The organism is Nonomuraea sp. NPDC048881 (genome assembly GCF_040649795.1).
Classification (GTDB): domain Bacteria; phylum Actinomycetota; class Actinomycetes; order Streptosporangiales; family Streptosporangiaceae; genus Nonomuraea.
In genome coordinates this window covers 616043-628212 of record NZ_JBEZGC010000005.1, presented here as the reverse complement: position 1 = coordinate 628212, position 12170 = coordinate 616043, and the positions used below count along the sequence as shown (strand labels likewise).

12 protein-coding genes are annotated in these 12170 nt (G+C 72.4%); 6 read left to right on the top strand and 6 right to left on the bottom strand.

The features are described 5' to 3' along the window. The first annotated feature begins 49 nt into the window (after nucleotides 1-49). The 6 genes from AB0C33_RS21745 to AB0C33_RS21720 all read left to right on the top strand — a co-directional run bounded on the left by AB0C33_RS21745 (nucleotide 50) and on the right by AB0C33_RS21720 (nucleotide 6111). A complete protein-coding gene (locus AB0C33_RS21745) occupies nucleotides 50-499 on the top strand; it encodes a MarR family transcriptional regulator (protein WP_358290698.1) in 450 nt (149 codons plus the stop codon). Nucleotides 500-629: 130 nt separating this feature from the next. Further along, nucleotides 630-818: a hypothetical protein gene (locus AB0C33_RS21740; RefSeq protein ID WP_357692877.1), complete on the top strand. Its 189-nt coding sequence runs from the start codon at nucleotides 630-632 to the stop codon at nucleotides 816-818. 85 nt (nucleotides 819-903) lie between these two features. Beyond that, entirely contained in the window at nucleotides 904-2412 is a 1509-nt protein-coding gene (locus AB0C33_RS21735; protein ID WP_358290695.1) for an FGGY family carbohydrate kinase, read from the top strand. Between the two features lie 353 nt (nucleotides 2413-2765). Further along, nucleotides 2766-3449, top strand: a complete 684-nt coding sequence (locus tag AB0C33_RS21730) for a DUF998 domain-containing protein (protein ID WP_358290692.1) — start codon at nucleotides 2766-2768, stop codon at nucleotides 3447-3449. A 56-nt stretch (nucleotides 3450-3505) separates the two neighbouring features. Further along, on the top strand, nucleotides 3506-5740 hold the full coding sequence (locus AB0C33_RS21725) for a nitrate- and nitrite sensing domain-containing protein (protein WP_358290689.1): 2235 nt from the start codon (nucleotides 3506-3508) through the stop codon (nucleotides 5738-5740). Beyond that, complete coding sequence (locus AB0C33_RS21720; RefSeq protein ID WP_358290686.1) at nucleotides 5737-6111, top strand: DUF742 domain-containing protein; 375 nt, start codon at nucleotides 5737-5739, stop codon at nucleotides 6109-6111. The genes AB0C33_RS21725 and AB0C33_RS21720 overlap by 4 nt, the downstream gene beginning before the upstream one ends. A 47-nt stretch (nucleotides 6112-6158) precedes the next feature. Here the strand turns inward: AB0C33_RS21720 and AB0C33_RS21715 are convergent, their stop codons facing one another. From AB0C33_RS21715 to AB0C33_RS21690, 6 genes are all read right to left on the bottom strand, one after another. Continuing rightward, a complete protein-coding gene (locus tag AB0C33_RS21715) occupies nucleotides 6159-6731 on the bottom strand; it encodes an ATP/GTP-binding protein (RefSeq protein WP_352318064.1) in 573 nt (190 codons plus the stop codon). Then, on the bottom strand, nucleotides 6712-7074 hold the full coding sequence (locus AB0C33_RS21710) for a DUF742 domain-containing protein (RefSeq protein WP_352357593.1): 363 nt from the start codon (nucleotides 7072-7074) through the stop codon (nucleotides 6712-6714). The genes AB0C33_RS21715 and AB0C33_RS21710 overlap by 20 nt, the downstream gene beginning before the upstream one ends. Next, nucleotides 7071-7478 (bottom strand): roadblock/LC7 domain-containing protein, encoded by a 408-nt coding sequence (locus tag AB0C33_RS21705; protein WP_352318060.1) that lies wholly within the window; start codon nucleotides 7476-7478, stop codon nucleotides 7071-7073. Before AB0C33_RS21705 ends, AB0C33_RS21710 begins: the two co-directional genes overlap by 4 nt. Continuing rightward, nucleotides 7475-9586, bottom strand: a complete 2112-nt coding sequence (locus tag AB0C33_RS21700) for a nitrate- and nitrite sensing domain-containing protein (protein ID WP_358290682.1) — start codon at nucleotides 9584-9586, stop codon at nucleotides 7475-7477. Before AB0C33_RS21700 ends, AB0C33_RS21705 begins: the two co-directional genes overlap by 4 nt. A 164-nt stretch (nucleotides 9587-9750) precedes the next feature. Further along, entirely contained in the window at nucleotides 9751-10608 is an 858-nt protein-coding gene (locus AB0C33_RS21695; RefSeq protein WP_358290679.1) for a PrsW family glutamic-type intramembrane protease, read from the bottom strand. Further along, nucleotides 10605-12065: a hypothetical protein gene (locus AB0C33_RS21690; protein WP_358290676.1), complete on the bottom strand. Its 1461-nt coding sequence runs from the start codon at nucleotides 12063-12065 to the stop codon at nucleotides 10605-10607. Before AB0C33_RS21690 ends, AB0C33_RS21695 begins: the two co-directional genes overlap by 4 nt. Between the last annotated feature and the right edge of the window lie 105 nt (nucleotides 12066-12170).

Here is a 12170-nt window from a genome sequence, read left to right as displayed (position 1 = left end):
ACCTGTTTCTCCCGGCCAGAGTATATGAGAGTTCAACTAAAATGAGAGGGTGACTCGATGGCTGGATCCGGACGAGCAGCAGACCTGGCGTGACTTCCTGGCCGCCGGTCAGCTCATCAACGAGGCGCTGGACCGGCAGCTCCAGCGCGAGGCGGGCATGCCGCACACGTACTACATGATCCTGGTGGCCCTGTCGGAGGCGCCGGACCGGTCGATGCGCATGAGCGAGCTGGCCGCCAGGGCCCAGAGCTCCCAGAGCCGCCTGTCGCACGCCGTCGCCCGCCTGGAGGAGCGCGGCTGGGTGCGCCGTGAGCGCTGCCCGGCCGACGGCAGGGGCAACGTCGCCGTCCTGACGGACGAGGGGTTCGCCACACTGGCCGCCACCGCTCCCGGTCACGTGGAGGAGGTGCGCAGGAGCCTGTTCGACGTCCTCACCCGCGAGCAGGTCCGCGAGCTCGGCGCGATCTGCTCCGCCGTGCGGGGCGCGCTGGAACGGTGAAGCACCCGGCCGTGCGGGGCGCGCTGGAACGGTGGAACGCCCGGCCGTGCGGGACACGCTGGAGCGGTAGCGAGCGAACTGTCATGGCCAGGCCGTAGCCTCTCCCGGTAGCCGAACGAGGGGATTGCCGATGCACGACACCGAAGAGGCACTGTTCCGGACGGTCCACGGCATCGCCGGGCTGATGGCGGGCCAGCCCGTGCCCGTCGTCATGGAGGCGTTGCTGCGCCACCTGCCCAAGGCCCCAGGTCTCGAGGTGGCGGAGATCCGCAAGATCGCGGAGGAGATCAGCGTCGGCCGCGACCCCTCGGGGCTGTAAATCACCCGAATTGCCGCTGAACGTCGCTCCCGAGCGGGGATACCATCTCAACCATCTCGCGCGGGAGCACGCATAAGGAGTTCGGGTGACGCTGGTCGCTGGGGTCGATTCCTCCACGCAGAGCTGCAAGGTCGTCATTCGCGAGGCCGAGACGGGCGCGCTGGTCAGGCAGGGCCGCGCCGCCCATCCGGCCGGCACCGAGATCCACCCCTCCCACTGGTGGACCGCGCTGCTGCGGGCCGTCGAGGAGGCCGGCGGGCTCGCCGACGTCGCCGCCATCAGCGTGGCCGGGCAGCAGCACGGCATGGTCTGCCTCGACGAGGCGGGCGACGTCGTGCGCGACGCCCTGCTCTGGAACGACACCCGCTCCGCCCGGGCCGCCGCCGACCTGGTGGCGGAGCTGGGCGGGCCCGGGGCCTGGGCCGACGCGGTCGGCTCGGTGCCCGTCGCCGCGTTCACCGTGGCCAAGCTGCGGTGGCTGGCCGAGCACGAGCCGGACAACGCCCGCCGCACGGCGGCGGTCTGTCTGCCGCACGACTGGCTGACCTGGCGCCTGGCGGGCGCGCTCGCCCTGGGCGGCGGCTCCGGCCGGGGCGGCGGCTCGGGGCCGGGCAACGGCTCCGGCCGGGGCGGCGGCTCGGGTCCTCGGGGCGGCTCGGGCTCGGGCTTCGATCTCGCGGCCTGGCACGACGCGCCCCCGCCGCCGCTCGACCTGCTCACCACCGACCGGGGCGACGCCTCGGGCACCGGCTACTGGTCCCCGGCGACCGGCGCCTACCGCACCGACCTGCTCAAGGCCGCCTTCGGCGCCGTCCCGCTGCTGCCCCGGGTGCTGGGGCCCGCCGACCGCGCGGGCGACCCGGCGTCGGCCGGGCCGCTGCTCGCGCCCGGCACGGGCGACAACATGGCGGCCGCTCTCGGCGTCGGGGCCGGGCCGGGTGACGTGGTGGTCTCGCTCGGCACGTCCGGGACGGTGTTCGCGGTCGCGGAGACGCCCAGCGCCGACCCCACCGGCGCGGTCGCCGGGTTCGCCGACGCCACCGGGCGTTTCCTGCCGCTGGTGTGCACGCTGAACGCCGCCCGGGTCCTCGACGCCGCCGCCGGGCTGGCCGGGGTCGGCCTCGACGAGCTGAGCGACCTCGCGCTCCGGGCCCCGGCGGGGGCCGGCGGCCTGACGCTGGTGCCGTACCTGGAGGGCGAGCGCACCCCCAACCGGCCCACCGCGACCGGCTCGGTCCTCGGGCTCACGCTGGCCACCTCGACCCCGGCCCACCTGGCCCGCGCGGCCGTCGAGGGCATGTTGTGCGGTCTCGCCGACGCCCTCGACGCGCTCGGCACCCGTCCTGAGCGGGTGCTGCTGATCGGCGGCGCGGCCCGCTCGGAGGCCGTCCGCCGCGTCGCGCCGACCGTCTTCGGCGTGCCGATCGCGGTGCCGTCGCCCGGCGAGTACGTCGCCGACGGCGCCGCCCGCCAGGCCGCCGCCCTCCTCACGCCCCCCGACTGGCGGACCGAGGACACCGAGACCTACGACGCCCCGGCCGTCCCGGAGATCCGCGCCCGCTACGCCAGGGCCACGTCCCACGTGCTCGACTGAGGGCCCTGGTATCGGGTGAAAAAGCCTCGCAGTTGACAATTCCTTAGAAGTCCGGATGCGTGTCGGACGTACTGATCGCGGCCGTACGAAGCGATGCTGCGATCAGCGTGGTGTGCGGAACCACGGGTGTCTTGCCTGCGAGAGGGGATCCGGCGATGAGACGGGCACCGAGGAGTGCCGTCCACCCCCGGGGGCCGGGGAGGGGGACTCAGGGGTGGACTCAGGGACGGCTCGGGGGTGCCACCGGATGTGCCGGCACGCCTGTCGGCGCGAGAGTTGGGCACATGACCGCAGTGCCGAACAGCAGAGTGAGAGTCGCGAGAGCGCCCTGGAGCGTGAGTCTGAGGGCCCTCATGACCCCGACGAGGCTCTACCCCCTGATCGCCTGTGCGTCGATCGTGTTCTCGGTGGTCGCGATCCTGGTCGGCCACTTCGGGCCCGACCCCTACCTCGACCCCATGAACGTGACCATCAGCGAGTACGCCGTGACCGACCGCGGGGGCGTCACGGAGGTCGCGATGGCGGTGCTCGGGATCGGGTCGCTCGCGCTGCTGACCGCGCTGCGGAGGATGGGGGCGCCGGTCCGGGGGCTGCCGGAGAAGCTGCTCATGGTGTGGTCGGCGGCGCTGGTCGTGGTGGCGGTCATCCCGACCGTCCCCCTCGGTCTCGATCTCGACGTCGCGGCCCAGGTTCACCGGTACGTGTCGATCGCGGCGTTCGTGAGCCTGCCGGCCGCCGGGGCGCTGCTGGTGCCCAGGCTGACCGCGGACGTCCACTGGAAGCCCGTCGCGCGGGCCGTGGAGTGGGTGGCGCTGGCGGGCGGGTTCGGGCTGCTGGCGATCACGTACGTGGCCCTGCCGGGGGAGCGGGTCATGATCGGCCTGGTCGAGCGGCTGCTGCTGGGCGCCGAGGTGTCGTTGCTCGGCCTGCTGGCGGCGTGGGCGCTGTGGCTGACGTGGTCGCCGGCCCGCGCCCCGAAGCACCCAGTAGACGCAAATTTCCCGACATATCACAGATTTATCGCTAGTCGATCTTAATCTCGTCCGTTTCGATGCTATTCTCTCCCGCGATCTTCTATGCGGGAGCAGGTGTCATGGCATCGGGCAGATCCATCCGATTCAAGATCTCGACGCTGCTCGTCATCCCCTTGATCTCCCTGATCGCGCTCTGGGGCTTCGCCGCGAGCACGACCACGGGTGAGGCGCTGAACCTCTTCAGGATCGATGCGATCTGGTCGAGTGTGATCAACAACGCCGACGACCTGGTCTCCAGCCTCCAGACCGAACGCCTGGCCTCCGCCGAACGCCTCGCGGGCACGGCGACCGAGCAGGCGGCCCTTTCCAAGGCCCGCGCCAAGGTGGACGCCAGCAGGAAGACCCTGCGCGAGCAGGGCCTGTCGGAGGACGCCCAGTCGGCGATGACCGACGACATGAAAAAGCAGTTCCAGGTCGTCCTGGACACCGTCGACCGGCTGCCGGAGGTCAGGCGCAAGGTCGACGAGCGCAGGATCACCCCCGGCAACCTGGTCACCGAGTACGCCAGGGTCTCCGACGAGGTCCACCTGCTGTACTCCAGGCTGACCGTCAGCACCGACCTCGAACTGTCCCTCCAGGCCCACGGCCTGATCGCGGCCGACGAGGTGCGCGAGCTGCTCAGCCGCGAGAACGCCCTGGTCGTCGCCTCCAACGGCCGTCCCTCGATGCACGACGTGCACCTGCTGGCCGGCATCGACGGCACCCGCACGTTCCTGTTCCCCAAGGCGCTGGCCAACCTCGACACCGAGCTGCGGGCGCCGTTCGAGAAGCTGTTCTACTCCTCCAGGTACATCACCATGGAGAGCCTCCTGCGGAGCTTCGTCGCCGGCCAGCCGGCCGACATGGACCTCTGGCGCGGCATCGCCGACCAGGTGCTCAAGGAGTACAGCGAGGCCGTCTGGGGCACCGGGGACAAGCTGCTGGGCCGGATGCAGCCGGCCGGCGTGGTCATCGTGGTCAGGGCCGCGATCGCGGGCGCGCTGGGGCTCATCGCGGTGGCCTTCTCGATCTTCATCTCCGTCCGGGTGGGCCGCAGGATCACCAGGGAGCTGGCCACCCTCCGCCGTACGGCGCTGGACCTGGCCGAGGTCAGGCTGCCCGACGTGGTGACGAAGCTGCGTACCGGCGAGCGGGTGGACATCGACGCCGAGGCGCCGCCCATCAAGGTCGGCGACAACGCCACCAGCGAGGTCGCCGACCTCGCCGCGGCCTTCGACAGCGTGCAGAGCACCGCCGTGGACGCCGCCGTCGAGCAGGCCAGGCTGCGCGAGGGCGTGGCCGAGGCGCTGCGGAACCTGGCCAGGCGCAGCCAGTCGCTGCTCCAGCGCCAGCTCAGGATGCTGGACGAGATGCAGCACCAGACCGAGGAGCCCGAGGCCCTGGAGCGCCTGTTCCGGCTCGACCACCTGACCACCCGCATGCGCCGCCACGCCGAGGGCCTGGTGCTGCTCTCGGGCGGCACGGCGGGCCGCAGGTGGCGCGGCGTCATCCCGGTCGAGGACGTGCTGAGCGGCGCCGCCGCCCAGGTCGAGGAGTACACCCGGGTCCGGGTCTACCCGATGCCCGAGTGCGGCGTGTCCGGCTCGGCCGTGGCCGACCTCATGCACCTGTTCGCCGAGCTGATCGAGAACGCGACGTCGTTCTCCTCGCCCGCCAACGAGGTCTCGGTGCGCGGCGAGATGGTCGGCAGGGGCTTCGCGGTCGAGATCGAGGACCGCGGCCTCGGCATGGACGAGGAGACCCGCAGGTCCATCAACGACCGGCTGGCCAGCCCGCCCGAGTTCGACCCCGCGCAGACCGAGCGGCTGGGGTTCGCGGTGGTCGGCATGCTGGCCGCCCGGCACGGCATCAAGGTGACGCTGAAGCTGTCCCCGTACGGCGGCACGACCGCCATCGTGCTCGTGCCGGGATCGCTGGTCGAGCCCATGGCGACGCCGGTGCGGCCGATGGAGTTCGAGCCCGTGTCCGTCTCCGTCCTCCGGTCCGAGCGGCCGGTCGACGCGGGGGAGGCGACCGGGCCGGGCGAGCTGCCGCGCCGGGTGCGTACGAGCAAGCGCGCGGGGCCGGCGCCGGGCGAGGGGCAGGACCTGCCCCGCCGCGACCGGCAGACGGGCCTGCCGCAGCGGCAGCGGCTCAGGCAGGCGCCCCTGGCCGCGCCGACGCCGCCGGCGCCCGTGGCGCCCGTGGCCGACGAGCGTTCTCCTGAGGAGACCAGGGCGCTGCTCTCCTCACTCCAGTCCGGATGGCAGCGGGGGCGGCAGGAAAGCGACCAGGATGGGGGTTCCCGAGCGTGAGCGGCGAGCACGAGTGGGTTGACGAGGAGGCCGGGCCCGTCGTCCGGCCGTACGCCGTGGCGCGGGGGCGCACCAGGCCCTCGTCCCCGGCCCTCGATCTGCTGGCGACCGTCGTCTCGACGGGACGGCCCGCGCCGGCCAAGGCCGAGCTGAGCGGCCAGCACCGGCGGCTGATGAGCTGCCTGTCCGGTCACTCCAGGCCCGTCGCCGAGGTCGCCTCGGAGCTCGGGCTGCCCGTGGGCGTGATCCGGGTGCTGCTCGGCGACCTGCTGGAGTACGACCTGATCGACGTGCGCCCGCCGCGCGACAAGACCGCCACCCCGACGGAGAGCCTGCTCCGCGAGGTGATCAACGGGCTGCGCGCGCTCTAGCCCGGCGGCGGGCCGCGCCCGCCCGGGTTCGCGACGGGCCGCGCGTCCTAGTTGGCGGCGGTGAGCGTCCGCAGGGAGTGCTCGACCAGGGTGATCATCACTTCCTTGGCCGAGGCCCTGCGCCGCACGTCGCACAGCATCACGGGGACGTCGTCGTCGAGGTCGAGCGCGATGCGCACGTCGTCCACGCTGTGCTGGGACGCGCCGTCGAAGCAGTTGACGGCCACCACGAACGGCGTGCCGCGCTGCTCGAAGTAGTCCACCGACGGGAAGCAGTCGGTCAGCCGCCGGGTGTCGGCGATGACGACCGCGCCCAGCGCGCCGTAGGACAGCTCGTCCCACATGAACCAGAACCGTTCCTGGCCGGGGGTGCCGAACAGGTAGACGACCAGTCCGTCGCGGATCGTGATGCGGCCGAAGTCCATCGCCACGGTGGTGGTGGTCTTGGCCTCCACGCCGTCGAGGTCGTCGACCCCGATCCCGCGGTCGGAGAGCACCTCTTCCGTGCGCAGCGGCTTGATCTCGCTGATCGACCCGACCAGGGTGGTCTTGCCGACGCCGAACCCGCCCGCGATGAGGATCTTCAGCGCGACGGGGTCCTCAGAGAGCACGGAGTCCATTGATCACTTCCTTGAGAATGCGCTCATTCGAACGCGACCCCGTTGCCGAGGGCGACGTCACCGAGATGAGGCCGTGGTCACGCATGTCGCCGAGCAGCACCCGGACGACGCCTACGGGCAGGTCGAGCTCGACGGCCAGGTCGGCCACCGAGATCGGGCTCCGCGCCGCCCGCAGGATGAGCTGCTGTTCCGGCCCGAGGTCGTCCGCCTGGTCGGCGAGCGCGCGCACGGACGCGACGAGGTCGAAGGCGTCTCCCGACGAGCGCGTCCGGCCTCGGATGAGGGCGAAGGGCCGGACGACGGGCCCGGCCTCCTCGTCGTACCAGCGGGGGGCGTCGGTCATGCCGTTCCCGCGCGCGGGTTGGTGGTGATGTGCTGGCCCACCCGCTTGACCAGCATCGCCATCTCGTACGCGATGTGCCCGACGTCGACGTTCGCCTCGGCGATCACGGCCAGGCAGGTGCCCTGGCCGGCCGCGGTGACGAACAGGAACGCGCTCTCCATCTCCACGATGGTCTGGCGCACGTCGCCGCCGCCGAAATGGCGCCCGGTGCCGCGGGCCAGGCTCTGGAAGCCCGCGGCCACGGCCGACAGGTGCTCGGCGTCCTCGCGGGTCAATCCCTTGGAGTACCCGACGGCCAGGCCGTCGGTGGAAAGGATGACCGCCTGGCGGACGGCGGCGACCCTGCCTGCCAGGTCGTCGAGCAGCCAGTTCAGCTCACCGGTGTTGGTGGTTTGCGCAGTCATGCGTCCCCCTTGCTCATGGGCTCCTCCTCGGAGGCTTCTTCTCGGGCACGTTGGGTTCCCCGCTGGAACGCGGAGAACAGATCGCGTACCTCGTCGGGAGAGCGTTCGGCCTGCGGCTCCGGCTCCGGCGGTTCTTCCTTCAGCTGCGGCGCCAGGTTCGCCTGGCGCACGCGCCTGGGCAGTCCGGCGTGGGTGCCCGAGGTGACCACCGCGAGGGCCTTCTTCGTCCGGCTCGGCAGCTCCGCCGGCCGGCCGTCGTCGTCGCCGGAGGTCAGCGCGGCCTGGTCGGCGACCAGCGAGCGCGGCACGAGCACGATGGCCGCGGTGCCGCCGTAGGGCGAGCGGCGGAGCTGGACCTTGAGACCGTGGCGTTCGGCCAGCCTGGCCACCACGAACAGGCCCAGCCGGTCGCTGTCGGCCAGGTCGAACTCGGGCGGGGCGGACAGCAGCTTGTTGATCGCGGCGTACTCGACGGCCGACAGGCCGAGCCCCTTGTCCTCGATCTCGATGGCGTAGCCGTTGCTGACCACGTCGCCGCGGATCTGGACCACGGTGTCCGGCGGTGAATAGATGGTGGCGTTCTCGATCAGCTCGGCCACGAGGTGCGTGAGGTCGGCCGCGGAGCCGCCGTCGAACGCGCTGACCGGCATGGCCTCGACGTTGACCCTCGTGTAGTCCTCGACCTCGGCGACCGCGGCCCGGACGATGTCGATCACCGGCACCGGCCTGCGCCAGGCCCGCGCCGGGGGCGCGCCCGACAGGATCATCAGGCTCTCGGCGTGCCGCCGCATGCGGGTGGTCAGGTGGTCGAGGCGGAAGAGCTCCTCCAGCCGGTCGGGGTCGTGCGTGCGGCGCTGCATGCCGTCGAGCAGCCCGAGCTGCCGGTGCAGCAGACCCTGCTTGCGCCTGGCGAGGTTGAGGAAGACCTGCCCGACCCCGCGGCGCAGCGCGGCCTGCCCGACGGCCGCCGTCACCGCCGTGCGCTGCACGGACGCGAAGGCCCGGCCCACGTCGGTGATCTCCGCCGATCCGCTCACCCTGATGGCCCTGGCCTCCTTCCGCACGTCAACGTCCTCGCCCTTGCGCAGCCTGTCCACGACGTCGGGCAGGCGCACCTCCGCCAGCTCGATCGCGGCGGTGCGCAGCCCGTACAGCTCGCCCGCCAGGCGGCGACCGAAGCGTACAGAGATGATGATCGACGCGAGCACGGCCATCAACCCGAGGCCGCCCGCGACGGAGATCTCGACGACCGTGCCGGTCGCGGCCCGCGAGGTCCGGCCGGCCAGCGCCTTGGCCGCGGCGGCGCTGTCGCGGTCCAGTTCGGTGGTGAGCCGGTCCACCGCGCTCTTCCACGCCTCGGCGTCGGCGGGCGGCGAGCCGGTCTTGACGACCCTGGACTCCAGCGCGGAGAAGGTCAGGAACGGCTGGGACGCGAACACCTGCTCGAACGGCCTGCGCAGCGGCACGTCGAGCCCGGCCAGCCCGCGGGCGTGCAGGAACTTCCTGGAGGCCGCGTACTCGGTGAAGGCGGCCCGCTCGGGCTCGGTCAGCCGCTTGTCCACCAGCGCGCCGACGATGAGGGCGTGCTCCCTGGCGATGTACTCCCGGGCGCTGCCCATGGCGTGCAGGGAGGTGGCCTGCTGGAAGACGGTCAGGTCGGAGACGGAGATCAGGTGGTCGTAGAGGGCGAAGACGGCGTCGAGCACCTGGTTGTAGGCGTCCACGCCGGCCAGGCGGGAGCTGATGCCGCCGTCGATGTCGGCGCGGATGGAGCCGAGCCGGTCGAGGTGGGCGGTCAGGGCGTCGAGCGGCGTCCGCAGGTCGTCGCCGACCGCGTCGCCCGCCTCGGTGACGGCGTGCGCGAAGTCGGCGGCCGCCTTGTCCGTACGGGCCCGCTGCGCGCCCAGGACCTCGGTGAGTTCACGGGTAGTGAGCGCCTCGGCGGAGCGCACCCGTTCGGACTGGAGCTGAACGCCCAGGTCGGTGGAGGTGACGCCGAGTGTTTCGTAGAGCGTGTCGGCCCGGAGGAGTGACTGTGCGTCGCCCATGGTCAGGTTGAGGACGAAACCCCACAGCGCGCTGAGAGACAGGAGGGGTAGCAGCAGCAATAAAAAGATCTTGAACCGAATTGACCGGTTTCGCGAGCCCATGTCCCAACCTCGAGTCGGGGGCATTTCCACACCTTGTGTAAATACACCTCCGGAAGATCGCACAGGAGACTAGCATCGTTTATGGTTCCGGCGCAGTGGGAGGAACAGGATGATTACCGTGATTATTGGGGCATGATCTCGGTCTCCCGGCGGGCCGCGCGCAGCACCCGCCAGAGCCACCCCAGCGCGACCAGCGAGATCACGATGAGTCCGGCCCAGTTCACCAGCGTGTACACGTGCACCTGCCCTTCGGTCACGTTCGGCACCCGTCCGATCCGCAGCAGCTCGAACTGCCACGGCCGCCCGGTCAGCACCAGCGTGATCGCGATGGCGATGGCGCTCATCGAGTCCCACAGCGCGTGCAGCAGCGAGACGCCGAGGTAGCACCACACGACGTGCCCGGTGAGGCGTCCGTGGGCGGCGAACAGCACGCCGCCGAGTATCGCGGTCCACAGGCCGTGGCCCACCGGCGCCAGGATGCCCCGCAGGATCTCGGTCTCGACGAGCTGCGCCAGCGACAGGCCGTCGGCGGTGAACAGGGCGTTGAAGGCGTAGCCGGAGCTCTCGAAGGCGGCGAAGCCGAAGCCGACCGTCGCGCCGAGCACCACGCCGTCCCTGGACGAGCGCCGGACCGCGTGCCGGGTGACGTACATCAGCGCGGCCAGCTTCACGCCCTCCTCGATCAGGCCGACCAGCGCGTACATGAGGAACGAGGGCCGGATCAGCCAGCTCTCCAGCAGCGACGCGCCGAGCACCCCGAGCACGCCGCCGACCACGAACGCCCGGAACTGCAGCTCCACCGTGACCACCGGCGAGCGGTCGCGCCCGTGCGCCCACACCACGAACGTCACCGGGATCAGGAAGCTGCCGAACAGCACGACGGTCGGCACCAGGTTGGAGTTGGCCGTCCAGGCCGTGACGGCGACCGTGGCCAGCCACAGGACCAGCCCGCCGAGGAAGACCCGCAGCCAGGGCCTCATGCGGTGAGCTCGCGCACGGCCCGGTGCGCGGCCACCACGGCCGCGTCGCCGCCGGCCGCCGGTTCGGTGTCCGACCCGGCGATGGCGATGCGGCCGAACCGCCTGCGGGCGACGTCGGCGGGGAAGGGGCCGTCGGGGTAGAAGGGGTGCCAGGGCCTGCAGTACGCCACCGGCAGCCCGTGCCCCCAGCGGTGGACGGTGACCGCCTCGACGCCGGCCCGGGGGCCCAGCAGCCGGGCCACCTGGTCGCGCACGCCGTCCGCCAGCCGGTCGTACGGCGTCGCCATCAGCTCCCGCCGGCCCGCCGCCGCCCCCGCCACGGGCCCGAGCTCCGACCGGCACGGCGTGGCCAGCAGGCGCAGCCCCTCGGGCGCGGGCTCGCTCAGGCACCAGAACGCGCCCGTCCAGCGCGTGCGCCCGATCCGCGCCCGCCCCCCGCGCAGCCGCACGCTCGCCTCCAGGACCGGCAGCCGGGCCGCCTGGCCCAACGCCCGCCGCTGCTGCTCGGGCAGGTCGGGCACCAGGTGTGGCACGTCCGCGCTCCAGCAGGCCATGATCACCGACTCCGCGCCGACGGTCCTGACCCGATGCCCGTCGAAGTACGCGACCACCACGGACGCGTCCCCGTGCCGGACCGAGACCACCGGGCTGGACGGCCGCAGCACCGCCCGCGCGGCACCGGGCGGGCTCCCGGTCGCGGGCCCGGCCGCCGAGGCGTACCGCGAGGGCTTGTCCAGCCCCAGGCCGCCGAACCCCGGGTAGCCGGCGGCCCAGGCGTCCACCGCGCCGAGCGCCCGGCCGTCGTAGGCCCGTTCGGCGCACGGCAGCGTCCGGCAGAACCGTTCCGCGTCGGGATGCGCGCCGCAGACCTCCAGCAGGAACCGGGAGTAGGTCAGCCCGGCCAGGCGCTCCTGCTTGTCCTCCTGCGACAGCCCGGGGAACCAGTCGGGCGGGTCGTCGCGCAGCATGCGCAGGTCGTCGACGGCCCGCGCGGCGAGCGGCAGCTCCTCCAGCCGGCCGGCCGGCACCAGCGTGTCGGCGCCGAAGCTCTCCCTGTCGCACATCACGTGCGCAGCCGGCCCCGCGCCGAACCCCGCCGGGCCGCCGTGCTCGCCGGGGTCGCGGTTGTCCAGCACGAGCACGCGGGCCCTCGGCTCCCGGCGCAGCCACTCCGCCGCCGCGCTGAGACCGCTGCGACCGCCGCCCACGACCACGAGGTCGTAGCTCTCGCCGGTGGGCTCGGGCGGGCCCGCGTGCCGCCAGAAGCGGCCGTCGCGCAGCGCGTGCGGCACCGCGACCGCCTGCGCGGTGTCCCCGCGCAGCCCTGCGGCCGGTTCCGCGGCATTGACAACGGCCTTCGCCGCCGAGCAGCCCAGAGCGCTCACCGCAATCCCGTCGAACAAGTCACGGCGGGAAATGGGCACATCCATCCCGAGGTCGCGCGGATTCCTGCTCATGAGGGCGATCATCAGCACTTCGGCCAAAAGCCCCACCGGGGCGCGCAGCGGTTCGAGAAACATTTTGCGTGGCCTATTACCGCGAATGCCCGTTTGGAGTAGCGT